This is a genomic window from Methylocystis sp. Se48 (assembly GCF_056269425.1).
Window position 1 is genome coordinate 3,363,949 of sequence record NZ_CM149850.1, and the last position, 26,672, is coordinate 3,390,620.

Annotated in this window: 22 protein-coding genes, 2 tRNA genes and 5 pseudogenes; 15 read left to right on the forward strand and 14 right to left on the reverse strand. The window is 62.5% G+C overall.

What is annotated here, in order from left to right; translation table 11 throughout:
- Positions 1 to 16: 16 nt before the first annotated feature.
- Positions 17 to 460 (forward strand): DUF1810 domain-containing protein, encoded by a 444-nt coding sequence (locus ACV959_RS16265; protein ID WP_475737599.1) that lies wholly within the window; start codon positions 17 to 19, stop codon positions 458 to 460.
- Positions 461 to 469: 9 nt separating this feature from the next.
- On the opposite strand, the gene ACV959_RS16270 is transcribed toward ACV959_RS16265, so the two are convergent.
- Positions 470 to 1,615, reverse strand: coding sequence for a ceramide glucosyltransferase (locus ACV959_RS16270; protein ID WP_475737600.1), 1,146 nt, complete (start codon positions 1,613 to 1,615; stop codon positions 470 to 472).
- 209 nt (positions 1,616 to 1,824) lie between these two features.
- Here ACV959_RS16270 and gltX point away from each other — a divergent pair, with 209 nt between their 5' ends.
- Together gltX and ACV959_RS16280 are read left to right on the forward strand one after the other, a co-directional pair.
- Positions 1,825 to 3,168, forward strand: coding sequence for a glutamate--tRNA ligase (gltX, locus tag ACV959_RS16275; RefSeq protein WP_475737601.1), 1,344 nt, complete (start codon positions 1,825 to 1,827; stop codon positions 3,166 to 3,168).
- A 121-nt stretch (positions 3,169 to 3,289) separates the two neighbouring features.
- Positions 3,290 to 6,325, forward strand: coding sequence for an N-6 DNA methylase (locus ACV959_RS16280; protein WP_475737602.1), 3,036 nt, complete (start codon positions 3,290 to 3,292; stop codon positions 6,323 to 6,325).
- 1 nt (position 6,326) lies between these two features.
- On the opposite strand, the gene ACV959_RS16285 is transcribed toward ACV959_RS16280, so the two are convergent.
- A complete protein-coding gene (locus tag ACV959_RS16285) occupies positions 6,327 to 6,899 on the reverse strand; it encodes an NnrU family protein (protein ID WP_475737603.1) in 573 nt (190 codons plus the stop codon).
- Between the two features lie 24 nt (positions 6,900 to 6,923).
- On the reverse strand, positions 6,924 to 7,256 hold the full coding sequence (locus tag ACV959_RS16290; RefSeq protein ID WP_475737604.1) for a hypothetical protein: 333 nt from the start codon (positions 7,254 to 7,256) through the stop codon (positions 6,924 to 6,926).
- A gap of 193 nt (positions 7,257 to 7,449) precedes the next feature.
- On the opposite strand from ACV959_RS16290, the gene ACV959_RS16295 reads away from it, so the two are divergent.
- The 7 genes and pseudogenes from ACV959_RS16295 (at position 7,450) to ACV959_RS16325 (ending at position 11,731) form a co-directional block, all read left to right on the forward strand.
- Positions 7,450 to 8,025: a hypothetical protein gene (locus ACV959_RS16295; protein WP_475737605.1), complete on the forward strand. Its 576-nt coding sequence runs from the start codon at positions 7,450 to 7,452 to the stop codon at positions 8,023 to 8,025.
- Between the two features lie 254 nt (positions 8,026 to 8,279).
- A complete protein-coding gene (locus ACV959_RS16300; protein WP_475737606.1) occupies positions 8,280 to 9,590 on the forward strand; it encodes a winged helix-turn-helix domain-containing protein in 1,311 nt (436 codons plus the stop codon).
- Positions 9,591 to 9,658: 68 nt separating this feature from the next.
- Positions 9,659 to 10,063, forward strand: a complete 405-nt coding sequence (mce, locus tag ACV959_RS16305) for a methylmalonyl-CoA epimerase (protein WP_475737607.1) — start codon at positions 9,659 to 9,661, stop codon at positions 10,061 to 10,063.
- A gap of 4 nt (positions 10,064 to 10,067) precedes the next feature.
- Positions 10,068 to 10,307, forward strand: a complete 240-nt coding sequence (locus tag ACV959_RS16310) for a DUF1467 family protein (RefSeq protein ID WP_475737608.1) — start codon at positions 10,068 to 10,070, stop codon at positions 10,305 to 10,307.
- Positions 10,308 to 10,469: 162 nt separating this feature from the next.
- Positions 10,470 to 10,545: transfer RNA gene (locus ACV959_RS16315), tRNA-Lys, on the forward strand.
- Positions 10,546 to 10,964: 419 nt separating this feature from the next.
- Positions 10,965 to 11,123 (forward strand): annotated as a pseudogene (locus tag ACV959_RS16320) (hypothetical protein); the annotation flags it as partial.
- Complete coding sequence (locus ACV959_RS16325) at positions 11,093 to 11,731, forward strand: IS5 family transposase (RefSeq protein WP_475737609.1); 639 nt, start codon at positions 11,093 to 11,095, stop codon at positions 11,729 to 11,731. The pseudogene ACV959_RS16320 and the gene ACV959_RS16325, both read left to right, overlap by 31 nt.
- A 73-nt stretch (positions 11,732 to 11,804) precedes the next feature.
- Here ACV959_RS16325 and ACV959_RS16330 read toward each other — a convergent pair.
- Both ACV959_RS16330 and ACV959_RS16335 read right to left on the reverse strand, forming a co-directional pair.
- Positions 11,805 to 12,982 (reverse strand): IS3 family transposase gene (locus tag ACV959_RS16330; protein ID WP_475737610.1). Its coding sequence is split into 2 segments (ribosomal slippage): positions 11,805 to 12,649 and positions 12,649 to 12,982, totalling 1,179 coding nucleotides; the frame shifts between segments, so codons are not numbered across the junction.
- 61 nt (positions 12,983 to 13,043) lie between these two features.
- Positions 13,044 to 13,229 carry a tyrosine-type recombinase/integrase gene (locus ACV959_RS16335; protein ID WP_475737611.1) on the reverse strand — a complete coding sequence of 62 codons (186 nt, stop codon included), beginning with the start codon at positions 13,227 to 13,229 and terminating at the stop codon, positions 13,044 to 13,046.
- Between the two features lie 353 nt (positions 13,230 to 13,582).
- Here ACV959_RS16335 and ACV959_RS16340 point away from each other — a divergent pair.
- A pseudogene (locus tag ACV959_RS16340) lies at positions 13,583 to 14,283 on the forward strand (IS5 family transposase).
- On the opposite strand, the gene ACV959_RS16345 reads toward ACV959_RS16340, so the two are convergent.
- From ACV959_RS16345 to ACV959_RS16375, 7 genes and pseudogenes are all read right to left on the reverse strand, one after another.
- A complete protein-coding gene (locus ACV959_RS16345; RefSeq protein WP_475737612.1) occupies positions 14,276 to 14,446 on the reverse strand; it encodes a PH domain-containing protein in 171 nt (56 codons plus the stop codon). The pseudogene ACV959_RS16340 and the gene ACV959_RS16345 sit on opposite strands and share 8 nt — an antisense overlap.
- Positions 14,447 to 14,521: 75 nt before the next feature.
- Positions 14,522 to 15,471 (reverse strand): IS630 family transposase gene (locus tag ACV959_RS16350; RefSeq protein ID WP_475737613.1). Its coding sequence is split into 2 segments (ribosomal slippage): positions 14,522 to 15,127 and positions 15,130 to 15,471, totalling 948 coding nucleotides; the frame shifts between segments, so codons are not numbered across the junction.
- Positions 15,472 to 15,942: 471 nt separating this feature from the next.
- Positions 15,943 to 17,214: an IS256 family transposase gene (locus tag ACV959_RS16355; protein ID WP_475737614.1), complete on the reverse strand. Its 1,272-nt coding sequence runs from the start codon at positions 17,212 to 17,214 to the stop codon at positions 15,943 to 15,945.
- A gap of 96 nt (positions 17,215 to 17,310) precedes the next feature.
- A pseudogene (locus ACV959_RS16360) lies at positions 17,311 to 18,150 on the reverse strand (IS5 family transposase); the annotation flags it as partial.
- Positions 18,151 to 18,326: 176 nt separating this feature from the next.
- Positions 18,327 to 18,401: transfer RNA gene (locus ACV959_RS16365), tRNA-Gln, on the reverse strand.
- A 102-nt stretch (positions 18,402 to 18,503) separates the two neighbouring features.
- On the reverse strand, positions 18,504 to 19,775 hold the full coding sequence (locus tag ACV959_RS16370; protein ID WP_475737615.1) for an IS256 family transposase: 1,272 nt from the start codon (positions 19,773 to 19,775) through the stop codon (positions 18,504 to 18,506).
- A 96-nt stretch (positions 19,776 to 19,871) separates the two neighbouring features.
- Positions 19,872 to 20,275: pseudogene (locus tag ACV959_RS16375) on the reverse strand (transposase); the annotation flags it as partial.
- A 179-nt stretch (positions 20,276 to 20,454) separates the two neighbouring features.
- Between ACV959_RS16375 and ACV959_RS16380 the strand changes: the two are divergent.
- From ACV959_RS16380 to ACV959_RS16395, 4 genes are all read left to right on the forward strand, one after another.
- Positions 20,455 to 20,760 carry a hypothetical protein gene (locus tag ACV959_RS16380; protein ID WP_475737616.1) on the forward strand — a complete coding sequence of 102 codons (306 nt, stop codon included), beginning with the start codon at positions 20,455 to 20,457 and terminating at the stop codon, positions 20,758 to 20,760.
- Positions 20,761 to 20,809: 49 nt separating this feature from the next.
- Positions 20,810 to 21,727: an IS1595 family transposase gene (locus tag ACV959_RS16385; protein ID WP_475737617.1), complete on the forward strand. Its 918-nt coding sequence runs from the start codon at positions 20,810 to 20,812 to the stop codon at positions 21,725 to 21,727.
- A complete protein-coding gene (dinD, locus tag ACV959_RS16390) occupies positions 21,724 to 23,085 on the forward strand; it encodes a DNA damage-inducible protein D (RefSeq protein WP_475737618.1) in 1,362 nt (453 codons plus the stop codon). Before ACV959_RS16385 ends, dinD begins: the two co-directional genes overlap by 4 nt.
- A 366-nt stretch (positions 23,086 to 23,451) precedes the next feature.
- On the forward strand, positions 23,452 to 24,189 hold the full coding sequence (locus tag ACV959_RS16395; RefSeq protein WP_475739702.1) for a hypothetical protein: 738 nt from the start codon (positions 23,452 to 23,454) through the stop codon (positions 24,187 to 24,189).
- A gap of 177 nt (positions 24,190 to 24,366) precedes the next feature.
- Here ACV959_RS16395 and ACV959_RS16400 read toward each other — a convergent pair.
- Both ACV959_RS16400 and ACV959_RS16405 read right to left on the reverse strand, forming a co-directional pair.
- A pseudogene (locus tag ACV959_RS16400) lies at positions 24,367 to 25,202 on the reverse strand (IS3 family transposase); the annotation flags it as partial.
- Positions 25,190 to 26,593: a class I SAM-dependent DNA methyltransferase gene (locus tag ACV959_RS16405; RefSeq protein WP_475737619.1), complete on the reverse strand. Its 1,404-nt coding sequence runs from the start codon at positions 26,591 to 26,593 to the stop codon at positions 25,190 to 25,192. The gene ACV959_RS16405 and the pseudogene ACV959_RS16400, both read right to left, overlap by 13 nt.
- Positions 26,594 to 26,672: the final 79 nt, after the last annotated feature.

Genomic DNA, 26,672 nt, shown 5'->3' on the forward strand with positions numbered 1-26,672 from the left:
TCGCAGGAGGCGCGCCATGGGCGCGGTCAATGACCCCTTCGACCTCCGGCGTTTTCTCGACGCGCAGCAGGGCAATTACGCCCGCGCGCTCGCGGAGCTGCTCTCGGGCCGCAAGACCGGCCACTGGATCTGGTATGTCTTTCCGCAACTGAAGGGGCTCGGCTTCAGCCAGGCGAGCCAGTTCTACGGCCTGTCCGGCCTCGAAGAGGCCCGCGCCTATCTCGCGCATCCCATTCTCGGCCCGCGGCTGCGCGACTGCGTCGCGGCGATGCTCATGACGAACGTCCGTTCGGCGGAAAGCGTGCTGGGCCACGTCGACGCGCTGAAGTTTCGTTCCTCCATGACGCTCTTTTCCTGCGCGGCGCCGGGGGATCCGCTTTTCGCCAAGGCGCTCGCGCGATTTTTCGCGGGCGGGGAAGATGCGAAGACCCTCGCTCTCCTGAAGGGCGACGGGCGCTGACGCGCGCCTTCACCCCGCCGTCGTTTCCTGCGGCTCGCGCACGGTCATGGCGTTGCCGTGCCAGACGAAATCGTCGAAGAGCAGCGCGTCGACGAACATGACCGGCAACATCAGATCGCGCATCAGCAGAGCGAAGGGCTTGCGCCAGTCGAGCGGAAAGCCGCAGACGCGGGCAAGCCACAGTTCGCCGCCGTGAAGCGCGCCGACGATGGCGGCCGCGGTCAGGCCGACGGTCGCTGCGTCGCCGCCGAGCGCCAGCGCCGCATAGGCGCCGAGCACCACGGCCGCGAAACTGCCATTCATGAATTCCGGCGCGTAATGCGCGGGGAAAGTGACCCGGCGCAGCCGCGCCCAGCGCACGTGGCGGGAATAGACCTCGCGCGCCGTGCGTTTGCCGAGCGGTTGCTCGAAGGGCATGTCGACGAGGCGCACCGTCATATTCTGCGCGCGGATGATCTTGGTCGAGGCGGCGTCTTCCGCGATCTCGGCGCCGAGCGCGCGAATGCCTCCGGCCCGATCGAGAACCTCACGCCGCCACATCATGTTCTTGCCCTGCGCGAAGCCGGCGCCGATCGCCTCGGCGCCATATTGCCAGCGCGCCTGGAAGGTGTTGAGAATCGCGCATTCGACCATCGCCCAGAAACCTGCGGGGCGCGAGCCGATCGGCATGGACACGGTCATCGCCGTGTCGGGCCGGAAGGCGGCGAGCATGGTCTGGATGTAATCGCGCGGCGGCAGGGCGTTCGAATCCGCGAGGATGATCCAATCGTGGCGCGCGGCTTCCCAGCCCTTCACGCAATTATTGAGCTTGGGGTTGGCGCTCACGTAATCGTCGCCGACGAGAAGCTTCGCTTCACGCTCCGGATGCCGCGAGATGAGCCGCTCGACGAGCGGTATGATCGGATCGTTCGGCGACTGAACGCAGAAAATGATCTCGTAATTAGGATAGTCGAGATCGAAGGTCGCGCCGAGCGTCTCTTCGCTGAAGGGTTCGAGGCCGCGCAGGGGCCGCACGACGCTCACCGGCGGCGCGTCGGGCGGCGGCGGCATGTTGCGCGCGCGCGCCCGGCATTTGCGGCCCATGAGCCACATGCTGGCGAAATTCATGACGAGGATGAAGGCGCACCAGCCGGCGCAGACGAAGGCGAGGATCATCGGGGACTTGGGCTTAGGAGCCGAAACGGGCGGATGAACGGCGCAGGCTCGCGGCTGCGCCGGTCTGGCGGCTGGCGCTGCGAACGAGGCCGGGACGCGGCCAGCTCAATATTCCGCCTGACAAGGGCGCCGGCTCTTGGCAAAAGGGCTGCGGCGCGAGAATCCTTTCGCGACGCGTTTCCTGCGAAAACTCCTGACGAAGCTTCCTCATGACATCTCCGATCGTTCGTTTCGCGCCCTCGCCGACCGGCCGCATCCACATCGGCAACGCGCGGGTCGCGCTGTTCAATCATCTGTTCGCCGCGTCGCACCATGGACGATTCATACTGCGGTTCGATGACACCGATTCCGCCCGGTCCACGGAGGAATTCGCGCGGGGGATCGAGGTCGATCTCGCCTGGCTCGGCGTCGTCGCGCAGGAGACGTTCCGGCAATCGCAGCGCGTCGCGCTCTACGAGGCCGCTGCGGAAAAGCTGCGCGCGCAGGGCCGCCTCTATCCCTGCTTCGAGACGCCGGAGGAACTGGAGAAGCGCCGCAAGATGCAGCAGGCGCGCGGTCTCCCTCCCGTTTACGACCGGGCGGCGCTGAAGCTCACCGACGCCGATCGCGCTCGGCTCGCGGCGGAAGGGCGCCGTCCGCACTGGCGTTTCAAGCTCGAGCCTGGCGTCGTGACATGGAACGACCTCGTCCGCGGGCCCTCGCATATCGATTGCGGCGCGCTGTCCGACCCGGTTCTGATCCGGGAGGACGGCAGTTTCCTTTACACGCTGCCTTCCGTCGCCGACGACATCGACATGAGGATCACCCATGTCATCCGCGGCGAGGACCATGTGACGAATACGGCGGTCCAACTGCAGCTTTTCGCGGCGCTCGCGCCGCAGGCGCCGCCGCCCGCCTTCGCCCATCACAATCTGCTGATCGGCGCGACCGGCGAGGGGCTGTCGAAACGCACGGGCGCGCTCTCCATCGCCGCGCTGCGCGAGGAAGGCTATGAGGCCATGGCCGTCGCCGCGCTCGCAACGCTCACGGGGTCGTCCGACAATGTGCACGCCGTGCGTTCGCTCGACGAACTTGCGAAAAGCTTCGACCTCGCCCATGTCTCGCGCAATCCCGCGCGCTTCGATCCCGCCGACCTCGAGACGCTCACCCATCGCACGCTGGCGCTGTTCGATTTCGACGACGTGCGCGACCGCCTCGCGGCGCATGAGGTCGTCGGCTGCAAGGCGGCGCCGCTCTGGCGCGCGGCGCGCGGCAATCTTTCGCGCTTCGACGACATTCTGACCTGGTGGCGCGTGGTCGAGGGCGAGATCGCGCCGGTCCGCGAGGATCCGGATTTTCTGGCGCAGGCGGCGGCGCTGCTCCCCGCCGAGCCCTGGGACGAGACGACATGGGCCGTCTGGACGGGCGCGGCGAAGGCTGCGACGGGCCGCAAGGGAAAGGCGCTGTTCCATCCATTGCGGCTCGCGCTGACGGGCGCGGAAAGCGGGCCGGAACTCGCCGCGCTCCTGCCCTTGATCGGCCGCGCCAGGGCCGCGGCGCGGCTCGCGGGCTGACGCGGCGATTGGCGCGGGCGCAGCCGGCCGGCGTTTCGCCGGGCGCCGGGACCGGATAGGCTCACGCGGCGCCGAATCGAACGCGCCGGGCGTGCGCCCGAAATGATCAAGGGACTGTTTCGTGGGCCATTCGCCGAAAGCGCTCGCTCTCATCCGCCACCTTGCGTCCCGCCCCGGCCATGACGAGGTGAAAGCGGGTTTCCGCGATCTGCTGGTCGAGGAATTCGGCGTCGCGTTCGGCGACATCAAATTCGAGCAGCGCATCGAAATCCGCAGCCGCACCGACGCGCTGATCGGCCGCACGGTGTTCGAAGCCAAGCGCAATCTCGACGCCGAACGGGCCGACGTATTGCGCAAGATGCCGGATTACCTCGCCAACCGCGAGGCGGAGACCGGCGAAAAATTCGTCGGCGTCGCCTCGGACGGGCTGATCTGGACGCTTTACGCGCTTGAAGACGAAAAGCTCGTCGAACTGAAAACCTTTCGTTGCGACCCCGAGCAGCCCGGCGCCTTCCTGTCCTTCCTCGACGGCGCGCTGGCGCTGAAAGCGTCCCTGCCGCCGGACCCGGCCACGATCCGAGAGGAACTGGGCCGGCAGTCGGTCGCCTATCGCGCCGCCGACCAGGCGCTGCGCGCCCTCTGGCGCAAGCTCTCGGGCGATCCGGCCATCGCCCTGAAGCGCCAGCTCTGGGCCGAACTTCTCAAACTCGTCTACGGCCGGGACGTCGACAGCGAGGCGCTCTGGCTTCAGCACAGTTTTCTCGTTGTCGTCGCGAAATGCATCGCGCTCGCGGTCATGCGCATGCCCGAGGACGATCCCAGGCGGCTGCTGTCGGGCGAGGCCTTCGCCGCCTCGGGAATCGCCGGGGCGGTCGAGAGCGATTTCTTCGACTGGGTCGCGGCGGACGCGGAAGGCGAGGCGCTCGTGCGGCGCATCATGAACCATGTGCGCCGCTTCCGTCTCGCAGAGGTCGAGAGCGACGTGCTCAAGGTTCTCTACGAAAGCCTCATCGACCGCGACGAGCGCCACGGGCTCGGCGAATATTACACGCCGGACTGGCTCGCGGCGAAGATCGTGCGCCACGCCACCACGGCGCCGCTCGAACAGCGCGTTCTCGATCCCGCCTGCGGGTCGGGAACCTTTCTGTTTCACGCGATCCGCAACTTCCTGCGCGAGGCGGAAGAGGGCGGGATGCCCGCCGCGCGGCGCGCCGGCGAGGTCTGCGAACATGTGGCGGGGATGGACATCCATCCGGTCGCCGTCATTATTGCGCGCGTCACCTATCTCCTCGCCCTGTCGCCCGTGCTCGCCCAGCGCTCCGGGACGATTTCGGTCCCGGTCTATCTCGGCGACGCCATGCAGCTGTCGATCAGCCAGATGATGGCGGGCAAGGAGCTGACGATCCGCGTGCCGCCCCCGCCGGCCGGCGGGAGCCAGAGCGGCGAAAGGGACGCGCAGGGGCGCGAGCAGCTCGACTTTCCGGAAACATTCTGCCGCGACCCCGGCCTGTTCGACAAGGCGATCGAGCGGATGCGCACCGGCTCCGAACAGGGGATGAGCCGGGCGCAGATCGAGGCGGCGCTCTACCGCATCACCGAGCAGCATTACCGCGCCGACGTCACCGAGGAACAGCAGCGCGCCATCGAGGATCTGGGCAAGACCTATCTCACCTTCGACCGCCTGCGCCGCGAGGGCCGCGACTCGGTCTGGGCCTATGTCGCGCGCAATCTCTCCCGCCCGCTCTTCCTTTCGGCGGCGGGCGGCTGGGCGCATGTCGTCCTGGGCAATCCGCCCTGGGTCGCCTACCGGCACATGAGCGAGGATTTGCAGAAGCGCTTCAAGGCGCTGGCGCGCGAAGAGAACGTCTTCGCCGGCGGCAAATTCGCCACGCAGAACGATCTTTGCGCGCTCTTCGTCATCCGCGCCGTCGGGCTCTATTTGCGCTCGGCCGGCCGCCTCGCCTTCGTGCTGCCGCTCGCGGCGCTCACGCGCGGGCAATATGAGCGCTTTCGCACCGGCGCCTTCGACAGCGTCCGCATCCAGTGGGACGAGGCCTGGACGATGGACGACAGCGTCCAGCCGCTCTTTCCCGTCCCCGCCTGCGCGGTTTTCGGGCGGCGGCGCGCGACCCCGAAACCCATGCCCGGCAGGGTGCGCGCCTATTCCGGCGCCCTGCCGATGCGCGACGCGCCCGAGGAGGTCGCCGACGCGCGGCTCGCCGTCGCCGAAAACGCCCCGGCGCCGGAGACGGCCCAATTCGAGGGCGGCTCGGCCTATCGCAAGATGTTCCGCGACGGAGCCACCCTTTATCCGCGCATGTTGTGCCTCGTCGAACGGAAAGTCATGGGGCGTCTGGGCATGGACATGAGCGCGCCCTATGTCGTCAGCCGCCGCAGTCCGCAGGAGAAGAAACCCTGGAAGGAGCTGCCGGGGATCGAGAACAAGGTCGAGGCGGAATTTCTCCATCCGGTGCTGCTCGGCGAGAGCGTCCTGCCCTATCGCGTCTTCGCGCCCTTCGAGGGCGTCGTGCCCGTGACGCCGAAGGGCGAGGTTCTGGACGCGAAGGCGGCCGCCGACCGCGGCATTGGCGGGCTGCACGGCTGGATGCGTAAGGCGGAGAAGGTTTGGAAAGATTACGCCGAAAGCGGCGATATGACGTTGGTCGGCCGGTGGAATTACCATAACGAACTTGGGGCGCAATTTCCGCTGGCGCCGCTGCGGGTCGTTTACGCCAAGGCGGGAACTCTGCCCGCCGCTTGCGTCCTGCGCGACGCGACCATGGTGCTGGATCATATGCTGTATTGGACGGCGCCCGCGAGCGAAGCCGAAGGGCGCTACCTTGTTGCCATTCTGAATAGCGAGACCGCGCGCTCGCGCATTGAAAAACTGCAGGCGCGCGGCCAATTCGGCGCGCGTCATTTCGACAAGGTTATGTTCAACCTCCCCATCCCGCGCTTCGACCCGAAAAACCCGGTCCACGCCGCGCTCGCCAAAGCCGCCGCGAAAGCCGAAAAGATCGCCGCCGCGACGCCGCTGCCCGAGGGCGTCAAGTTCCAGCGCGCGCGGCGCCTCGTGCGCGAGGCGCTCGCGCAGGCGGGAATCGCGCAGGAGATCGACCGCCGAGTCGCCGAACTCCTCGACGGCGGGGCCCCCTGAGCTATCGAAGCGCCGCGACGCCGAAGAGATAGGGATGCAGGAAGAGGACGAGCAGGAAGACGGCCGTCCCGACGCCCAGTGCGATGGCGTCGCCTTTCGTGAAGGCGTCGAGCCGCGGCGCGCCGAGATCCCCGCGCCTTTTCACGGCGATGCGGTCGTAGACGCCGAAGGCGAGGAACGATCCGAAGAGCAGCATGCCGCCGAGATCGCCGTTGGCGAGGAGATGCGCGGCCGCCCAGCTCTTGATCGCGACCAGCGTGGGGTGGCGCAGCCATCCCCGGATGCGGGAGGGCGGCGCGCGTCGGCTCGCTATGGCGACGAAGGCGAACCAGACGAGCGGCATGGCGAGATGGCGCATGCCTGCGGGCGGATCCCAGATCTGGATGATTCCCTCCGCGCGGTAGCGCGAGAATCCCCAGATGATGAGCAGCAGCCCCGCGCCCGCGACGAGCGAATAGGCGCCCTTGTAGGCCTGAAGGCCCCAGCGCTCGATCACGGCGGCGCGCGCGCCGCGGAACGTCGAAAAGACATGCGCGCCGATGAAGAGCGCGATTCCGAGTATGAGAATGACCATGGGCGCTCCCCCGCCGTCAGTGGTTCAGAAACACCGCACCTGCGCCTCGGCTTGAGCGCGGCGCAGCGTTTCTAGCACGTCTCGCGCCGCTCCCGTATTGCGCATCATGCCGCCGATCTGGCCCGCCTGCTGGCCGACGCTCGCCACGGTTTCGGCGGCGACATAGCTGTCGTAGGGCAGGATGCTGGCGATGACGTCGATCGAACAGGCGCATTGCTCAAGCGCGAGCCGCGAATCGCCATTGGCCTTCATGCAGCCGAAGACGTAATCCGCGCGCGCGGCGGTCGGATAGTCGTTGATGTCCGCCGCGAGCGCAGGCGCGGCCGCGAGCAACAGAGCGGAAACAAAGCGGCGCATCGATCTCCCCTTTCGAATTCCCTGTCTTTTCAAACGATATCGCGTCGAACCGCAACCGTGAACCGCTCCCGCGCGCCGGCGCTCTAATCGGCGCCTCTTGATCGCCGCCGCCCGCTCGCACAGTTTAATCGAAACCGTCGCGCGAAGGGGCGGCGCGCGCGCGACATTCGCAATCGACAAGGAGGAAGCCTCAATGCGCAGCCTTCGACGCGTCGTTCTCGGCGCGCTCGCCGCGGCCGCTCTCGCCGGCGGCGATCCGGCCTCCGCCCACGGCAATCTCCGGGGAACGGAAGACGCCTGCGTTTTGAAGATCGGCCCGGATTTCATGTATTTCGCGGGCTATCAGCCGGGCGCTTCGCGCAAGCGGTTCTGCGAGGAAATTCCCGCGACGGGCGACACCATCTTCGTTTTCGATTATGCGCAGCCGGAAATGCGCGATATGACGGCCGACTTCCGAATCGTCCGCGACGTCGGCGAAGAAGCAGAGGCCGCAAAGCTCGAGGCGATCACCGTGGCCTATCTGCCGCCGAAGGTCTATCCCAACGGAACGCTGAACTTCGAGCATGATTTCACGGAGAGGGGCGATTACGTCGGGATCGTTACTGTCGACGGACCGCACGGCGAACATTGGGTGTCGCGTTTTCCCTTCTCGGTCGGACGTCTCTATTCCGCGCGGACGCCCTATTATTTGTTGTCGGCGGCCGCGATCATCGCGCTGCTGGCGCTGCTTTGGGGAAGCAATGAAAAGCCCGGACAGGAAAGGTCATAACGGGCTGCGCCGTCATTGCGGCGTCATCTCGAAAGCGTATCGACGAAGCCAGAGCCGGTTGGCGCAATCTCGCCGCAGGTTCGAAAACGCCGGGCCGGAGGTACGCCCGGCGTTTTCTTTTGCAGTAACGGCCCCTTTTCGTTCGCAAGAACGGCCCCGTCAAGGCTCCTGCGCCGAATTATATAAAAAAATCGCGATGTTAGACACTTGCGCGATATATCAGGAATCGATCATTCTCTCGTCGGAGGAAAACGATGAGCGGTTCGATCCGAAAATTCGCTGGTTTTGTCTACAACCCTCAAACGGGGCTGCAAAAGGACGGCGTTCCGATACATCTCGGGCCGCAAGCGCGCCAATTGCTCGAACTCCTGCTCGACGCGAACGGCGCCGTCGTTTCAAAAGCGGAGATCGCGTCGCGGCTCTGGCCGGAGCGGCCTCCGTCCGACGACTCCATTGACCGCTGCGCCTATCTTTTGCGCAGGCCGCTGCGCGACGCGGGCTTCGGCGATCTGATCGCCACTTATTACGGTCGCGGTCTGTCATTGCGGGCGCGGGTGGAGACGGTTGCGCTGGACGGCTCCGCTCCATGCGGGGAACGCGCCGCTCCTAGCGGGCGCATCTTCGATCTCTATCGGACCGCGTATGAACTGGCGGGAAGCCGCAAGCGCGACGGTTTCGAACGCGCCGAGGCGGCGATCGAAGCCGCAATGCCGCGCGATCCGGACTCGCCGGCGATCTGGTCGCTATCGGCCGATCTCGCCGTCAGTCGCGTTCTGTATGGCCTCATGCCGCCGGAGCGGGCCGTGACGCAGATCGAACGGACCGCGGGCCGCGCGCTTGAACTCGCGCCCGACTACGCCGCCGCGCTGGCGTCCCTTGGCTGGGCGCGCGCCGCGCTGAGGCGCCTGCCGGAGGAGGGACTCGCCATGCTCGACCGGGCGGTGGCGCAGGATCCCCATTACGGCACGGCGCGCGTCTATCGAAGCTGGGCGCTGGCGGCGCAGGACCGGCTGGAGGAAGCAATTGAAGACGCCGAAGCCGGCCTCCGCGCGTCGCCGCTCGATCAATTCCCGCTCGGCGTGCGCGCCTGGTTGCGGATGTGCGCCGGCGATCTCGACGGCGGCGGCGAGCAGGCCCGGCGAGGTCTCGAGATTCGTCCCGACGGCGGCTGGCTGTGGGCCGTGGCGGCCATCACGGCGAGCCTGCGGGACCGTCACGACGAGGCGATCGAGACGGCGCGCAAGGGACTCGATGTCCTCCGCGACGATCCGACGCTGCTGGCGGTGCTTTCCTACGTCCTCGCCGCGGCCGGACAGAAGGACGAAGCCGACGGCGCGCTCGTCGCCGCCAGCGCGGATGACGAGGTTTCCCCGCCCCCGCTGTTCGAGGCCGCTGCAATGTTGGCGCTGGGTCGCCGCGCCGACGCGGTCGAGGCCCTGGCGCGCGGACGGGACATGGGTTGTCCCTGGTTCGTCTTCTTCGGCCACGATCCGCGCCTCGCGCCGTTGCGGGACGACATCGCCAGAATTCGGGCGGCCGCGCCGCCGGCGACCGCGGGCGGTTGAAATCGGCCCGCCGTGGCCTTATTGCCCCGAGCAGGAGCGCGCCGCCCGCGCCAGCCAAGGGGAACGCAATGATCGGTCGTCTCAATCACGTCGCCATCGCCGTCGACAGCGTCGAAAGGGCTTCCGCGGTCTATCGCGGGGCGCTCGGCGCCAAGGTCTCCGAGCCGGAGACGGTCGCCGAGCACGGCGTCACGGTGGTTTTCGTCGAACTGCCGAACACCAAGATCGAGCTTCTGGAGCCCTATGGCGAGAATTCCCCGATCGCGGCCTTCGTCGCGAAGAACCCGTCGGGCGGCATCCACCATGTCTGCTACGAGGTCGACGACATCATCGCCGCGCGCGACAAGCTGAAGGCCTCCGGCGCGCGCGTGCTCGGCGACGGCGAGCCCAGGATCGGCGCTCACGGCAAGCCCGTGCTGTTCTTGCATCCCAAGGATTTCTGCGGCACGCTCGTCGAACTCGAGCAGGCGTGAGGCCATGCCTTTCCCGCTGCCCCTCGCCCTGGCGATCTATGTCACGATCTGGTGGATCGTCCTGTTCGCCGTTCTGCCGCTCGGCGTCCGCTCGGCGGAGGAGGCGGGCGAGGAGCGGCCCGAGGGCTCTGATCCGGGCGCGCCCGTCGCGCCCCATCTCGCGAAGAAGGCCGCGCTGACCACCCTGATCGCGGCGGCGATTTTCGGTTGCGTCGCGGTCGCGGCGAAATTCATGGCGCCGTGACCCGGCGCGCGGCCGGAGAATAATTTCCCGGCCGGAACCCCACGGGGTTGACCAGCCGAGCGGCGCCCGGTAGTTGAACGCGAGCCGCAGTCGCGGCGAAAGCGAGCGGACCGACCCGCCCGCCAATTTTCTCCGACGTTCCTGAAGAACATCGGAGATGTCGAGCGCGTAGCTCAGTCGGTAGAGCATCTGACTTTTAATCAGGGGGTCCCGGGTTCGAGCCCCGGCGCGCTCACCAGTAAAATCAAATAGTTACGCAAGCATCTGCCAGAGAGCCAGAAGCCTAATATTTCGCCAAGGTAAGCGTTGAGGTAAGCGCTTGCGGGCGACAGGGAGCGAAGGAGCCGCCGTCCTCGCTCCACCCATTGCAAGCCGAGTGTCTGCGACCGGGTCGCCGCTGCCCAGCCGACGCCCTTGTCCCATGCGCTCGGGGCTCACGCTGCGAAATTCTCAAGGCTCAGGTGATCCCCTCTCGCTCCATTGCGCGCCGAATCGCAAAAGGTTTAGCTAAAACCAAGCTGAGACTGAAATTATCAATAAAGCCTAGGCCGTGTGGACGAATTGACGATTGAAGATTGCTTGGGGATTCCCACGCGGAATCAGGCATGATTCATAGGGCTCCGACTGAGTCGGAGACCAGAAGCCATGTCGACGCGGATGGATGAGGAAGACTGGGCGCATACGCTCGCGGTGTTTCGTGCCTGCCTTCCGCGTCGCGGACGCAAAGGCGAGGATGACCGCCGTTTCCTCGAAGCGCTTCATTTCTTCACGGTCGAAAACGTGCGATGGCGCGCGCTGCCGGAACGGTTCGGCAACTGGAACAGCGTCTGGAAGCGCTTCGACCGGTTGAGCAAGGCCGGCGTGTTCGAAGCCTTCTTGGATGCGCTCGCCTCCATGAGTTCGACGGCGCATCTCATCCAGATGTTCGATTCAACCATCGTGCGCGCGCACGTATCGGCCGCAGGCGCCAAAGGGGGCAAGAAGCGCAGGCGCTCGGGCGTTCGCGCGGCGGGTTCACCACGAAAATCCACGCCAAGTCGGACGCGTCGGGCGACATCATCGCTTTCGATCTGACCGGCGGCGAGGCTGCCGACGCGCCGCATTTCGAAACGCTTCTCGACATCGGCCCCGATCAGCCGCGCGCCGCGATTTGCGACAAAGGCTACGCCAGCAAGGCCAATCGCGCGGCGGCGAGGGCGCGCGGCGTCGCGCCCGTCATCCCGCACAAGGCCAATGAAAAAGTCAAACCGAAATTCTTCGCCAGGACGCTCTACAAAGCCCGCGCCCGCATCGAGCAGGGCATGGGACGCATCAAACGTTTCAAGCGCGTCGCCCTACGCTGCGAAAAGACAGCCCGAAACTTCCGGTCCATCGTCAGTTTCGCTGCGGGCCTCTGCTTGATCAAATTCGTCCACACGGCCTAGCCCCTTAAATTCCGGACATGGATTCCACGCTCTTTTCGGTTGACCTGCTGGCGATGAACTCGCGCGGAGAACGCTATCCAAGCGCGCGATGCGGGTGAAGCTCGTTATAGTGCTCGAACCATTTGGGCAGCTGGCGGATAACGGTTGCGGCGTCTGGCGTTGGATTCACGGCGACGTAATCGCGTTTGAACGTTCGCACAAATGCTTCAGCCATTCCGTTCGACTGCGGGCTTTGCACGGGTGTTGTCAGCGGCAGAAAGCCCATGTCTTTGGCGAAGTTGCGCGTTTCAATCGCCGTGTAGCATGAGCCGTTGTCGCTCAGCCATTCGATCGCTGCTGGGAGGTGGTTGAGCTGGCCAAAGCGCTGCTCGGCGGCTGCAACCATGAGGTCGCGGACATCCCCGCCCTTGACGCCTTCGGTCGTGGCGACATGCCCCACGGCTTCTCGATCGCAGTAATCAAGCGCGAAGGCGACGCGGACTTTCTCGGCATTGTCGCAGGCGATCTCGAAGCCGTCCGAGCACCAGCGGAGGTTCGATTGCTCGACGGCGATCTTGCCATCATGTCTCCGTTCATCGCGCCCGCCGGAGTGGCGCTGCAGCAGAAGCCCATGGACGCTCATAACCCGGTAGACGCGCTTACGGTTGGCGGGAATGCGGCCCTCGACGATCGCCTGGCGGCGGAGTACGGCCCAGACGCGGGCGTAGCCATAGGACGGCATGTCGGCAATCACGGCCTTGATCTCGGCTAGGAGCCTGTCCTCCGGCAGCGGCGGGCGGCCTCTCCGCCTCGGAGGACGCCCGGCCGCCCTTTCGGCGATATTCGAGCGGGCCACGCCGATCGTCTCGCAGACGGCCGTCATGGTGAACCGTCCTTGGGCAGCGACAGTGACCGCAACGCCCGTTTTTTTGACTCCGTCGCGATCTCGAGCGCTTCCTTAAGAATCTCGGCCTCGAGCGTTTTCTTGCCAAGGAGCCGTTGCAACTCGCGGATTTGCTCCTGGCTGGCGCGCAATGCGGAAGCCGGAACGACCTCCTCCTCGGCGCGAGCGGCGGTCAACGCCCCTTGCTCGGCAAGACGTCGCCAGGTGAAGAGCTGGTTGGGCGAAACGCCGCGCCGTCGGGCGACGAGACTAACCGTGACGCCCGGCTCGCGGGTTTCGGCCACCATCTCCAGTTTCTCGGCGACGGACCAGCGACGGCGGCGCTCCGGCCCCGTCAAGATCTCAGCTTTCGGATAAGAACCAGTCATAGACACGGAAATACTCCTAACCCTTATCTTAAGGGTGGGCCGTGTCCGGGCAATTAGGGGGCTACGTCAAGATACGCTTCAGCGCGAGCACGGCGCCCTCGCGCATCAGCACCCGTCGCGTGCTCTTCGTTTTGCCCGCGTGCTCCAGCAGCAGCGACTTGTTCTCCCAGTCCACGTTTCTCCAGATCAGCGTCTCCGATTCATCCCCCCGCAGACCCGTGTTCGCGAGCAGCAGGATGTAATCCATTGCGGTCTGAACACTGCCCCAGTAAGTCAAGTTTATGGTCCCGGCGACGGACGGTCATAAATTGATTGCGTTTGCGACGAGGGAGTATCGCCTCTTGTCCGGTCGTAAACCGCTTTCGCTTCTTGGATCCGCTTGCGGACAGTCAAAGGAAAATCGACTGGACCTATATTCTCTATACCCATTCCAGTGCCTAAAACACTAATCATTCCGTAATTAAACATTCTTCCTAGGGTCTGTACCCGATTGAACTGAACGTCGCGCCGTGATTCAAGCTCTTCAGGAGGGCTTGATTCGTGGCGGACAATTTTTGGCTCAGCGATGAGCAATGGGCGGCGATTGCGCCGCATCTTCCGATGGTCCACACCGGGCCCAAGCGCCAGGACGATCGCCGCATCATCAGCGGCATCGTCCATCGGCTGCGCGAGGGCTGCCGATGGCGCGCGCTTCCCGACGAGTATGGGCCGTATACGACGGTCTTCAACCGATACAATCGCTGGAGCCAGCGGGGCCTGTGGCAACGCATATTCTCGGCGCTCGTCGCAAGCGGCGACCCGCCAGCGCTCACCATGATCGACAGTTCGGCGGTCAAGGCGCATCGCTCGGCGAGCGGCGCCAGAAAAGGGGGGCGCAAAATCAAGCCATCGGCCGCTCGCGCGGCGGCCGCACGACGAAAATCCACGCGCTCGTCGACGAAGAAGGACGACCGCACGCCTTCCTGCTGACGGGCGGACACGTCGCCGACGTCACGGGCGCGGCGACACTGCTCGCCGCGACCGCGCCGAGCGAACAAATGATCGGCGACAAGGGCTAAGACGCGGATCATTTGCGCCTCTTCCTGCAAGCACGCGGCACGACGCCGGTCATTCCCAACAAGACCAACCGCAAGCGGCTCTTTCCCTTCGACGCCAAACGCTACCGCCTGCGCAACGTCATCGAGCGGACGTTCTGCCGGTTGAAGGACTTTCGAGCCATCGCCACACGTTACGACAAAACCGCTCGAAACTTCCTCGCCGGCCTGTGCATCGTTGCCGCCCTCCGCTATTGGATCAATTGAGTCCAGACCCTAATACAGATTGAAACAATATTACAGACTCAACCTGATTCAAATTCATTTCCATGACCTTCCGCCCAACCCAACCCCTTTTCACTATGATTCTGTGGGAGGTGACTGCAATTTCAGTTGTAAAATAATCGATAGTCGAAGATACGCCGAGCACGACTCCAAATAAAATAAGTGTGACTCCTACGAGCGGAGCGAAAGATAGAAATAGTGCACCTAGAGCGGTTTCCTCTCAAAGCGGCTCATAGCCGGCGGCGGCAAAGAAGTTGGCGCATTCGGTTGGCGTGAACGCGTTGAGCAAGGCTCCGATCCTGTTCCACAAGGCGTCGATGTTGCGTTCGGCGGCCGCGCGCAGAAGCGCCTTGAGCTTTGAGAAGGCCTTTTCGATCGGGTTGAAGTCGGGGCTATAGGGCGGCAGGTAAAGCAGCGTCGCTTTGGCGGCTTCGATCGCCTTGCGCACGCCAGCGCCTTTGTGGCTGCCGAGATTATCCATCACGACGATGTCGCCTGGTGAGAGCGTCGGGACGAGCACCTGGTCGACATAGGCCTGAAACCATTGGCCGTTGATCGGGCCGTCGAGAACCATTGGCGCCGTCAGGCCGGTGAGTCGTAGTCCGGCAACGAAGGTCGTGGTTTTCCAGTGTCCGTGCGGAACGCTGGCGCGCAACCTTTCGCCTCTCGGCGCGCGTCCGTTCTTGCGGGCCATGTTCGTGCTCGCCCAGGTCTCGTCGATGAAGACAAGCTTTTCCGGATCGAGATCGAGCTGGTTCTCGAACCACGCCTGGCGACGCTTCAGGATGTCCGGCCGGTCCTGCTCGCTCGCATGGGCGGTCTTTTTTTCCAGGTAATGTTGTGGCGGGCGAAGAAGCGCCACAGCGCGCCGATGCTGAAGCTGTGGCCTCGCTCGGCAAGCTGCGCGGAGAGTTCCTTCAGCGTGATGTCGCACGTCTCCTCGATAAGCGAGAGGATCAGGCTCTTGTGCGCGTCGATGCGCGCCGACCAGCGATCCCCGCCGCGCTTGTAGGAGGCCGGACTGCCGGTCTCGTTCTGCCGTTGACACCATCGGACCGCGCTGGACGCGGAGACGCCGAAACGTTCCGCCGCCTGCCGCCGAGACATGCCGCCAGAAACAGCGGCCACCACGCGTTCCCGAAGATCAAGCGAAAGGGTCTTCTTCGACATGCCTGCCAGCCTCCTTCGCCAGCAGACAGTTTGAATCAGACCAGAGACGATTCGGGAATCCCTCTCGATTCATTCAGACAAGAAACCGCTCTAAAAATACGCTATATGCTGTCGGAAGATAAATCGACCAGTTGAGAGGACTCTGATAAGCGACTCGCTCCCCCGGGAGAAGAACGCTGTCAACATAACCCATAATGACCTCCATCTGCTGCTGCGTGTGGTAATTTATACATACGATGAGTCGGCGCAAGGCGACCAGATTCAATTCCAAACCGCTCCTAATCTGAGGAATCCCCGCCAGTAACTCACGACTGAATCGTGACCGTAGCGCTTCTCAATCATTCTTTCATTGATTGCTGCTTGGTTCGCCAGAACGCACGATGCCACGTGTTTACGTGACGGAGTTGTTGTTCGAAGCATCGCGTAGGAATGAAAATGGAGCTATGGCCGAATGTGGGTGACGGGCGCTGATCAAGCGGCGTGGCTTTCTCTGGCGTCGCTGCTTGCGACGCCGTCGACGAATCTGACGCCTTCGATGAGCCGAGGCAACTGATTTGCGCCTTTCAATCTGCGCCAGGTTTTTGACGCCGCTCGAATGAGGGTGAAGACCATGATCTTCACCGTCTTCTGGGACAGAGCGCCCTTGGTGCGCACCGTCCGATGCCGGACGGTGGCGAAGACGCTCTCGATTGGATTGGACGTTCGCAGGTGATCCCAGTGTTCGGCGGGGAAGTCGTAGAACGCCAGCAATGCCTCTTCATCCTTGGTCAGGCAGGCGACGGCCGGCGCGTATTTGGTCCCGTATTTTTCGTTGAAGAGGTTTATCGCCGCGCGCGCCGCCGCCTTGGTTTCTGCGTGGCGGATCTCCTGCAGGTTGGCCTTGACCGCCGCCGCCATGGACTTCGGGAACTTGCCGAGAATATTGGAGATCTTGTGGAACCAGCATCGCTGACGCCGCGCGGCTGGATAAATCTCGTCCATTGCTTTCCAGAACCCCAAAGCGCCATCGGCAACCGCAAGTTCGGGGGAGATTGTCAGGCCCCGCGCCTTGAGATCGACAAGCAACTCACGCCAGCTTTGCGCGCTTTCCCGGGCGCCCACATGAAAGCCGAGAAGCTCCTTTTTGCCTTCGGGCGTGGCGCCGATGATGACAAGAATGCATTCCGCTTCCGGCTCCATCCGCGCCTGTAGATAGACGCCGTCCGCCCAGATGTAGACATAGCGGCGAGCCGAGAGATCCCGACGTTGCCAGCGACCATGCTCCTCCTGCCAAGCCTCGATCAGACGAGCGATCACGCCCGGCGATAGGTTCGGGGCCTCTGGGCCGAGAAGGGCCGTCAGCGCCTCCTGAAGGTCGCCCATCGAGACGCCCCGCAGATAAAGAACCGGCAACAAGGCGTCGAGGCTGCGCGACCGGCGCGCCCATCTGGGCAGAATGTTCGAACTGAAGCGAACTTTCGCCGACGCCGGCGCATCGGCGGCGCGATCCCGGACCTTTTGCCGCTGAACGGTTATCGGCCCGATCCCGGTCTGGATGACCCGTTCTGGCCCGACGCCATGCCGCACAACACGTTGGCGGCCATCAGGCAGCCGCTCGTGGGAAAACATCTCGACGAAACTGTCCGCTTCAGCCTTCAGCGCGGCCGCAAGCATGCGTCGTGCGCCTTCTCGGGCAATCTCCGTCAGGGGATCGGAGATCAGACCCCGCTGCCGGAGATGGATGATCGTGCTATCTTCTTCCATGGCGTATCGCTCCTTTGGAGGAGCTGGCAGGATTCAGCACCCCCCACGATACGCCGCCTTTTCAGGCCCAATCACCCAACTTCAGTCATAGCTCTTGACGAAGTCCTCCGCGTCATAACCCCTGTCGGCCGCGAGCGTGATCCGCCTCGCGCGATCGGCGCGCGGTTCGATCATATGCAGCGCCGCGACGCGTTCGGCGTGGCCGTCGGCTTTCGTCAGGCAGGCGTCGACGAACAGCGCGTTGCGGTTCTCCATCAGCGCATGGCCGATGAAACACAGCTTCGCCTCCTTGCCGGCGCCCTTACGATAAAGCCGCGCATCCGGGTCGCTGGTCGAGGCATGCGTGTCGTTCGAACGCTTCTCGCCATGGAAATCCGCTTCGCGGTTGCGCACGCCGCCGCCGCCCGGAGGCGGATCGTCCGTCCCGTCCATCGAGCCTTCGTCCGCGCCTTTCGGCGTGAAGCTCTTCATCGACGCCCAGGCTTCGATCAGCGCGCCGTCGACCGAGAAATGGTCGTTGCTCAGGAGCCGCTTCACGCGCGGCTGCGCCAGCACGGCGGAAAGAAACTTCGCCGCGACGTCGCCGTCGAGCAGCCGGTCGCGGTTCTTCGAGAAGACCGAATGATCCCAGACGGGATCGTCGATCCCGAGCCCCACGAACCAGCGAAACAGCAGGTCGAAATTCAGCCGCTCCATGAGCTGACGCTCCGAACGGATCGAGTAGAAGGCTTGCAGCAGCATGGCGCGCAGCAGCTTCTCCGGCGGGATCGAGGGCCGGCCCGTCGCGGCGTAGAGCGCCGAAAAATCCCCCGCCAAAGCAGCCAGCGCCGCGTTCGCCAGCTCGCGAATGGCTCGCAGAGGATGCGATTTGGGAACGCGCGCCTCGAGGTCGACATAGCTGAACAGCGCGCCAGACCGCCCATCCTCGCCCCGCATCCGCTCCTCCCCCTTGTCCAAGGACAAAGGGAATCACATCAGCGCTGCGCGCGCGAGGAGTTTTTCAACAGCCTGCTAGTGAGCAACCACTGCGATGCCGGCTCTGTAAATGACAGATATCTCGGGGCGTTCCGGCCGCCGAGGTAGACAGGGAAATATGCATAAAATCGCGTGGCTGGCTGGGGCGGGAGGATTCGAACCTCCGTATGGCGGAATCAAAATCCGCTGCCTTACCGCTTGGCGACGCCCCAAAGCGCCCGCTCTCCTTAATGCGCCGCGCGCGGCTCCGCAACCCGGAACGCGGCGGCGCAGCGTTGGTCGAGCTATGGCCGAATGTGGGTGACGGGCGCTGATCAAGCGGCGTGGCTTTCTCTGGCGTCGCTGCTTGCGACGCCGTCGACGAATCTGACGCCTTCGATGAGCCGAGGCAACTGATTTGCGCCTTTCAATCTGCGCCAGGTTTTTGACGCCGCTCGAATGAGGGTGAAGACCATGATCTTCACCGTCTTCTGGGACAGAGCGCCCTTGGTGCGCACCGTCCGATGCCGGACGGTGGCGAAGACGCTCTCGATTGGATTGGACGTTCGCAGGTGATCCCAGTGTTCGGCGGGGAAGTCGTAGAACGCCAGCAATGCTTCTTCATCCTTGGTCAGGCAGGCGACGGCCGGCGCGTATTTGGTCCCGTATTTTTCGTTGAAGAGGTTTATCGCCGCGCGCGCCGCCGCCTTGGTTTCTGAGTGATGGATCTCCTGCAGGTTGGCCTTGACCGCCGCCGCCATGGACTTCGGGAACTTGCCGAGAATATTGGAGATCTTGTGGAACCAGCATCGCTGACGCCGCGCGGCTGGATAAATCTCGTCCATTGCTTTCCAGAACCCCAAAGCGCCATCGGCAACCGCAAGTTCGGGGGAGATTGTCAGGCCCCGCGCCTTGAGATCGACAAGCAACTCACGCCAGCTTTGCGCGCTTTCCCGGGCGCCCACATGAAAGCCGAGAAGCTCCTTTTTGCCTTCGGGCGTGGCGCCGATGATGACGAGAATGCATTCCGCTTCCGGCTCCATCCGCGCCTGTAGATAGACGCCGTCCGCCCAGATGTAGACATAGCGGCGAGCCGAGAGATCCCGACGTTGCCAGCGACCATGCTCCTCCCGCCAAGCCTCGATCAGACGAGCGATCACGCCCGGCGATAGGTTCGGGGCCTCTGGGCCGAGAAGGGCCGTCAGCGCCTCCTGAAGGTCGCCCATCGAGACGCCCCGCAGATAAAGAACCGGCAACAAGGCGTCGAGGCTGCGCGACCGGCGCGCCCATCTGGGCAGAATGTTCGAACTGAAGCGAACTTTCGCCGACGCCGGCGCATCGGCGGCGCGATCCCGGACCTTTTGCCGCTGAACGGTTATCGGCCCGATCCCGGTCTGGATGACCCGTTCTGGCCCGACGCCATGCCGCACAACACGTTGGCGGCCATCAGGCAGCCGCTCGTGGGAAAACATCTCGACGAAACTGTCCGCTTCAGCCTTCAGCGCGGCCGCAAGCATGCGTCGTGCGCCTTCTCGGGCAATCTCCGTCAGGGGATCGGAGATCAGACCCCGCTGCCGGAGATGGATGATCGTGCTATCTTCTTCCATGGCGTATCGCTCCTTTGGAGGAGCTGGCAGGATTTAGCACCCCCCACGATACGCCGCCTTTTCAGGCCCAATCACCCAACTTCAGTCATAGCTCTCGGCCGAGACCGGCCGAGGCATGTAGTAGACCGTGCTGCGGGCGAGGCCGGGCGCCTTCGCCTGCCGCGCGATCGGGAGGTCATGGCCGTGGTCGATCATCTTTTTGCGCTTGGCAGGCCAGCCTTGCCGAGCGCGCCGGACAAAAAATCGTTCTCCAAAGTCAGTTCGCCGATCTTGGCGTGAAGCGCCTTCAAATCCACGACGGCCTCTTTGGGCTCCGCCTTCTCCTGCCCGAACACGCCCGCCGCGCCTTCCAGAAGCTGGCCCTTCCAGGTCGTGATCTGGTTCGGATGGACGTCGAACTGCTGCGCCAGCCCGGCCAGCGTCTTCTCGCCCCTGATCGCGGCCAACGCCACCTTCGCCTTGAACGCCGGAGAATGCGTCCGGCGGCTTCGCTTCGTCATCGGATGCTCCTGAGTCGCCGCGAGAATCCTCGCCGACGTCAGGCAGAAATTCCACTCATGCAACTGTCCGAATTTGCGGGGCCGGCTAAATTTTGGAACCTGTAATCGCTAACATGCGTTAACAAAAGCCCAATGAGTAGCGGACCCATATAGTTCAGTTAAAGCGCATGGGGGATAAAATGTTTGTAAGCAACATGCTCAAGGTATCGATCGGAGCTTCCGGTCTTCTCGCTAGCGTTGCAGTTAATGCCAACGCGCAAAGCTTTCAACCTATTGGTTTATTTGGAGGAAGCACAACAAATGTTATTCAGATGAGCCGGGATGGTTCGACGGTCGTCGGGAATTATCAGGCAGGTGGATATGTTCACGCTTTTCGATGGCGATCAGGTACTTTTCAAGACATTCACTTAGGGTCGACCGCCTCGGAAGCTCTGGGCACCAACCTCGATGGCACGGTTGTCGTTGGGACCTATATACGAGCTTGACCCAAATCTGATTTGAGCCTATGGTAGTCTCCAGCTACGGAGACGATTCGTGATTCCCCAGATCGACAGCCTTTTCGACCTGTTTTCGGCCTTCCCGGACGAACAAGCTTGCCTAGACCACTTGCGCGAAATGCGCTGGCGCGATGGCGAGTTCTGCCCGTATTGCGGCGATGGCCGCATTTATCACTTCAGCGATCGGAAAACCTTCAAATGCGGGGGTTGCCGCCAGCGGTTCTCAATCAAGGTGGGGACCATATTCGAAGACACGAAGCTTCCCCTTCGTAAGTGGTTCATGGCGATTTGGATGATCACCAACCACCCCAAGGGCATCGCGTCCACGACGCTCGCCAAGGACCTTCAAATCACTCAGAAAACCGCTTGGTTTGTGCTCCAGCGCCTTCGTTATGCCGCTCAGACAAAATCGTTCAACGCGCCGCTCAAGGGCGATGTTGAGGCGGACACGACGTTCGTTGGCGGCAAAGAGAAGAATAAGCACGCCAAGGACCGCAAGGACGGCACGCAGGGCGGCGCCGGTAAGGCGGTTGTTCTGGGTATTGTCGAGCGCGACGGCGAGCTTCGCGCCGAACATGTGCCGGATCACAAGGGCAAGACGCTTCAGGGCAAGGTGCGCGAGAACGTCGCCAAGGGCTCCGCCATCCTGACGGATGAAGACAAGGCATTTATCGGCCTTGGTGACGATTATACCCACCTTGGCGTGAACCATTCCGCTGGCGAGTATGTCCGTCTGGGCGGCTTTGCCCATACCAATACGATTGAGAGCGTCTGGGCCCTTCTGAAGCGCCAGATTATCGGCATTCACCATTGGGTTTCGCCAAAGCACCTGCATCGCTACGTCGCCGAAATGACGTGGCGCTACAACCGCCGTGATATGCGCGTCGGCGCGCGCATGAACGACATTTTCGCCTGCGTTGAAGGCCGTCTTACCTACAAGGAACTCATCGCATGAACGCGAATCGGGATGACGAAGACAAGCTCCCCGGCATGAGCTTTGATGAGGCATTGCAGCGTTTCACGCAAACAGACCCGCAAGAGGTCGCGATTCTCACAAACGCTTCCATGAAAGATGCTGAGATTGAAAGGCTGATAGAGGAGTTTGAGCGAGCGGCACACTTCACGGAAGATGGACAGGAATTCTGGTTTGCCCGCGATCTGCAAACCCTCCTTGGCTACGATCGGTGGGAGAACTTTCAGTCTGCGATTGAAAGGGCAAAGGCTTCTTGCGCAAGCACCGGCGAGCCTGTCGAGGATCATTTTCGTGACGTCACGAAAATGATCGAATTAGGCAAAGGCGCAGTTCGCGCGGTGAGCGACCTCAGCCTTGACCGATATGCCTGCTATCTAATCACACAGAACGCTGACGCTCGAAAAAAGCCAGTGGCTTTCGGCCAAACCTATTTCGCTATCCAAACGCGCCGACAAGAGTTGGCAGACCAAGCGGGGACTGCGGCTGTCCCCATGTCAGAAGATGAAAAGCGCGTTTTCCTCCGCAACCAGATCAAGGCGCACAACATCAAGCTGTCGAGCGCCGCCAAGGATGCTGGTGTTGTGACCCCGCAGGAGTTTGCGATCTTCCATGGTCGGGGGTGGCAGGGCATGTATGGCATGAATGTCGCCCAGATCAGGAAATATAAGGGCCTTCCTGCCAGCGCAGAGATACTGGATAGGATGGGGAGCACAGAGCTTGCCGCGAACTTCTTCCGGGTTACCCAAACCGAGGAAGCTCTTCGGAGAGAAGGCGTAAAAAACAAGCAGCGCGCCTACGCCACTCACTATGCGGTTGGCAGGCAAGTTCGGGACGCGATGCTGAAAATCAGCAAGATCGCTCCGGAGGACCTCCCGGCCGTCGAAAGCATCAAGAATTGCGAAAAGCGCCTAAACGGTAAAACGCCCGCGCCTTCGCTTCCAAAAGCGGCGCAAGCGCCAACACCAGCGTCAACGCCCGCAACAGCCGCTCCCGTGCCGCAACCACCTGTCGCACCGGAGGCACTCGAGCTGAAGCCAATCAGCCTACGGCACGATCTGTGGAAGTTCGCGCTTCTCATCATGGCCACGCGGGAGGACGGCACCATATCGACAACCGACCTGATTGCGGAATTGCCGAATTACATCCAGGTCCCCGAAGGAAGCCAAGAGGGGCTTTCTGGCCGAAATGACAACAAGTTCTCGCAGATCGTCAGGAACCTCAAATCGCATAAGACCGCGAAGACAAACTTTATTTATCAGGGCTTTGCGGAGGATATTAAAGGCGGCTTCCGCATCACTGACAAAGGGCGCGAGTTTGTGAAATCCTACTTCTCCGGCTAATGCCGGGGTGGGCAGGTCACACTCGTATATAAATCCCTTGTCGTTGGATACCATGGTTATGGAGGCTGCAACAACACGCATGGATTCCGTTGGACGCCGGACAGTGGACCGGTAGATGTTGGATATCCTAGCGGCGGTAATTACAGCATTTTCTATGGCGCAAGCGGCGATGGAACAGTCAGCGTTGGAAGTGCAGGTTTATGTTTCAGTTGGCCAACCAACGCGGGGGCCGCTGTTTTTACGTCAGGTGGCTGGTCACTTCTGCCAACTCCCTCTGGGGGAACTCGTTCCCACGCTACCGCTGCAAACGGTAACGGTAGAATTGTGACTGGCTATACGGATTTTCCTGGTTATGCCGAGGCCACCATGTGGACGCAAGCAAGTCCCCCTACTGCCGCTCGGCTAGGTTACCTAGGTACTGGCAACAATAGCTGGGCAGGCGATGTCAGCGATGATGGGAGAGTGGTTGTTGGGACGAGTTTCATCGAGCCGGGGAACTCTAGCACGCAGCAAGCCTTTCGATGGACAGCCGATACTAACCTCATGACTTCACTTGGTGTACTTTGTGCTGGCTCTTCCAGCATCGGAGCGGGTGTTAGCGCTGACGGAAATGTCGTTGTTGGCGACAGCTGCGGAAAAGCCTTTATATGGACTAGCGGCGAGGGTATGCGCTCAATCCAGCAGTCGCTGATTGATTCCGGGGTTACAGGACTTGATGGTTGGAATCTAAAGCGTGCTTTGGCGGTATCGAATGATGGTGCCGTAATACTAGGAAAGGGGGACGGACCTGCCCCTTACGGTTCCAATGCGGGGTGGATCGCCCGGCTGCCGCGCTCCCCGAGTTCTTTGCTGAGTGCTCTTATCACTTACGTTCACGGTCTTAACCTCGCTATGGGGATTGAAAATTCCCTAGATGTCAAGCTTTCGGCCGCCGAAAGCTCCCTCGCGGCCGCCCGCAATAACAGCGTCGCGACGGCTTGCAATCAACTAGGGGCATTTATCAATGAGGTCTCAGCTCAATCCGGGAAAAAATTGACGACTGCTCAAGCCAGCAAGTTGATTGCTGATGCCAATGCCGTCAAGAATGCATTACATTGCGGGTAATTGTAGGCTTATGAAATAAGTCTGTCCATCCGGACCGGACCGAGGAAGTTGAAGTAGAGATGCTTCAAATTTTCCTGGAGGTTCGGATGGACATCGCGAGAGCGTCAATTTGACGCCACGCGGTCCATCGGAAATGGCGGGGCATAAAAATTGACCTCGCCCCCTGAATGCCCTCGTTCATAACCAGACTCTGTTCCGTGTCTGGCCCTTTTGCGCCCTCGCGGCGAAGGCTTCGGGCGTAAGCCCGCCAAGGCTGCTGTGAGGCCGGTTGGCGTTGTAGTCGATCCGCCAAGCTTCGATGATCCGCTTGGCGGCCGGCAAGTTCCTGAACATGTGCTCGTTGAGACATTCGTCGCGGAAGCGGCCGTTCAGGCTCTCAACGAAAGCATTTTGAGTTGGCTTGCCCGGCGCAATGTAATGTAATGCCAATCGACGGCGTTGTCCTCCTGCCAGCGCAGGATTGCGTGCGAGGTCAGTTCCGTTCCGTTATCGCTGACAATCATCAGCGTCTTCCCGCGCCGGGCGATCAGCGCGTCGAGCTCTCGCGCAACGCGACGGCCGCCGATCGACGTGTCGACGACAAGCGCCAGGCACTCCCGGGTGAAGTCGTCGACCACGACGAGCACACGAAAGCGACGGCCGTCGCTGAGCGTATCGGACACAAAGTCGAGGCTCCAACGTTGATTGCGCCCTTGCAGAAGCGTCATAGGCGCGCGTGTTCCGATCGCTCGCTTTCGTCCGCCGCGCCGCCTCACGGTCAGCCGTTCTTCCCGATAGAGCCGAAACAGCTTTTTGTGATTGACGACGACGCCGGCGCGCTTGAGCAGAATATGCAGTCGCCGGTAGCCGAACCGTCGCCGCTCATTGGCGAGTGTCGTCAATTGCTCGCGCAACACCCCGTCACCGGGACGAGATGAGGCATAGCGATAGGTTTTCGGCGCAATGCCGATAAGATCGCAGGCGCGACGCTGCGAATAGCCATTGGCTTCGATCGCCCAGTTCACGACTTTTCTGTAAACGCTGTTTTGCTCCCACCTGTTTTGAATGAGTTGGGGCGACGATAATCGGAGCGAAAGGGGCTCCGACACATGTCGATTTCAGAGCGTAAGCATATGTCGGAGCCTGACGTGGTTCCGGTGCGGCGGATCGAGGTCTTCACGGGCGCGGGGCGTCGGAGGACGTGGGGCGCATTCGTCTTGCCGAGACTGCGGCCGGGATCGCATTTGTAGAACCAGACGCGCCGCGTCGGCGCGCCTTTCTCGAAAAACAACACGACCGTCTTCACGCCCGCGCCCTGAAACGTGCCTTGCGGCATATCCAGCACCGTATGCAGATTGCAGGTCTTCAACAGCTCGCGCCGCAGGCTCACGCTGGCCTTGTCGCTGTTCGAGAGAAACGTGTTCTTGATGACGATGGCCTCGCGCCCGCCCGCCTTTAGCGACTTGATGAAATGCTGCAAAAAGAGAAAGGCCGTCTCGCCGGTCTTGATGGGGAAGTTCTGTTGCACTTCCGCGCGTTCCTTGCCGCCGAAGGGCGGATTGGCGAGGATCACGTCGAAGCGGTCTTTCTCCTGTAGATCGCTCACATTCTCGGCGAGCGTGTTGGTGTGCAAAATGTTCGGCGCGTCTACGCCATGAAGGATCATGTTCATGATCGCAATGACATAGGCGAGGCTCTTTTTCTCCTTGCCGTAGAAGGTGCGGCTTTGAAGCGTCTTCAAATCCCCCGTCGAGAGGCCCTTCTTCGCGCGCAGATAATCGAAGCTTTCGCATAGGAAGCCCGCCGAGCTGCACGCGCCGTCATAAATGCGCTCCCCGATCTTCAGCTTGACGACCTTTATCATCGCGCGAATGAGCGGGCGCGGCGTGTAATATTCGCCGCCATTGCGCCCGGCGTTGCCCATGTTCTTGATCTTCGCTTCATACAGATGGGAAAGCTCATGCTTTTCCGCCTGCGTCTGAAAGCGCAGCTGGTCGACAAGCTCCAGCGCGTCGCGCAGCGAATAGCCGCTGCGGAACTTGTTCTTTATCTCGCCGAAAATCTCGCCGATCTTGTATTCGATCGTGTCCGGGCGCTCGGCGCGGTCCTTAAAGCCATTCAGGTAGGGAAGGAGGTTCTTGTCGACAAAGTCGATGAGGTCCGGCCCCGTCAGCGTCTTGCGATGGGCAAGCGAGCCATCTTCCCGCTTCGGCGCGGCCCATGTCGACCAGCGATGCGGCGGGTCGATGATATAGGAATAGCTCTTGCCGTGCAGTTCGGCCGCGAGCGCGCGCTCCTTTTCGAGGTCGTCGAGATATTTGAGAAACAGAATCCAAGAGGTCTGTTCGGTGTAGTCGAGTTCGGTCGTGCACCCCGCCTCTTTCCAGAGAACGTCGTCGACGTTCTTGAATGTCTGCTCAAACATGAAATCGAAGCCCCAAAGCCGCTAAGGGACCAGCGCCCGGCGCTTCAAGTCGCTGGGCGCTGGACCGAATCGGTAGCAT

Coding starts and splice junctions, on each gene's coding strand:
- ACV959_RS16355 (WP_475737614.1), bottom strand. CDS start 17,214: ATGGAAGAAGATAGCACGATCATCCATCTCCGGCAGCGGGGTCTGATC.
- ACV959_RS16335 (WP_475737611.1), bottom strand. CDS start 13,229: ATGGATTACATCCTGCTGCTCGCGAACACGGGTCTGCGGGGGGATGAA.
- dinD (WP_475737618.1), top strand. CDS start 21,724: ATGAACGCGAATCGGGATGACGAAGACAAGCTCCCCGGCATGAGCTTT.
- ACV959_RS16265 (WP_475737599.1), top strand. CDS start 17: ATGGGCGCGGTCAATGACCCCTTCGACCTCCGGCGTTTTCTCGACGCG.
- ACV959_RS16290 (WP_475737604.1), bottom strand. CDS start 7,256: ATGCGCCGCTTTGTTTCCGCTCTGTTGCTCGCGGCCGCGCCTGCGCTC.
- mce (WP_475737607.1), top strand. CDS start 9,659: ATGATCGGTCGTCTCAATCACGTCGCCATCGCCGTCGACAGCGTCGAA.
- gltX (WP_475737601.1), top strand. CDS start 1,825: ATGACATCTCCGATCGTTCGTTTCGCGCCCTCGCCGACCGGCCGCATC.
- ACV959_RS16295 (WP_475737605.1), top strand. CDS start 7,450: ATGCGCAGCCTTCGACGCGTCGTTCTCGGCGCGCTCGCCGCGGCCGCT.
- ACV959_RS16325 (WP_475737609.1), top strand. CDS start 11,093: ATGGCGCGCGCTGCCGGAACGGTTCGGCAACTGGAACAGCGTCTGGAA.
- ACV959_RS16270 (WP_475737600.1), bottom strand. CDS start 1,615: ATGATCCTCGCCTTCGTCTGCGCCGGCTGGTGCGCCTTCATCCTCGTC.
- ACV959_RS16285 (WP_475737603.1), bottom strand. CDS start 6,899: ATGGTCATTCTCATACTCGGAATCGCGCTCTTCATCGGCGCGCATGTC.
- ACV959_RS16300 (WP_475737606.1), top strand. CDS start 8,280: ATGAGCGGTTCGATCCGAAAATTCGCTGGTTTTGTCTACAACCCTCAA.
- ACV959_RS16310 (WP_475737608.1), top strand. CDS start 10,068: ATGCCTTTCCCGCTGCCCCTCGCCCTGGCGATCTATGTCACGATCTGG.
- ACV959_RS16370 (WP_475737615.1), bottom strand. CDS start 19,775: ATGGAAGAAGATAGCACGATCATCCATCTCCGGCAGCGGGGTCTGATC.
- ACV959_RS16395 (WP_475739702.1), top strand. CDS start 23,452: ATGTGGACGCAAGCAAGTCCCCCTACTGCCGCTCGGCTAGGTTACCTA.
- ACV959_RS16380 (WP_475737616.1), top strand. CDS start 20,455: ATGTTTGTAAGCAACATGCTCAAGGTATCGATCGGAGCTTCCGGTCTT.
- ACV959_RS16405 (WP_475737619.1), bottom strand. CDS start 26,593: ATGTTTGAGCAGACATTCAAGAACGTCGACGACGTTCTCTGGAAAGAG.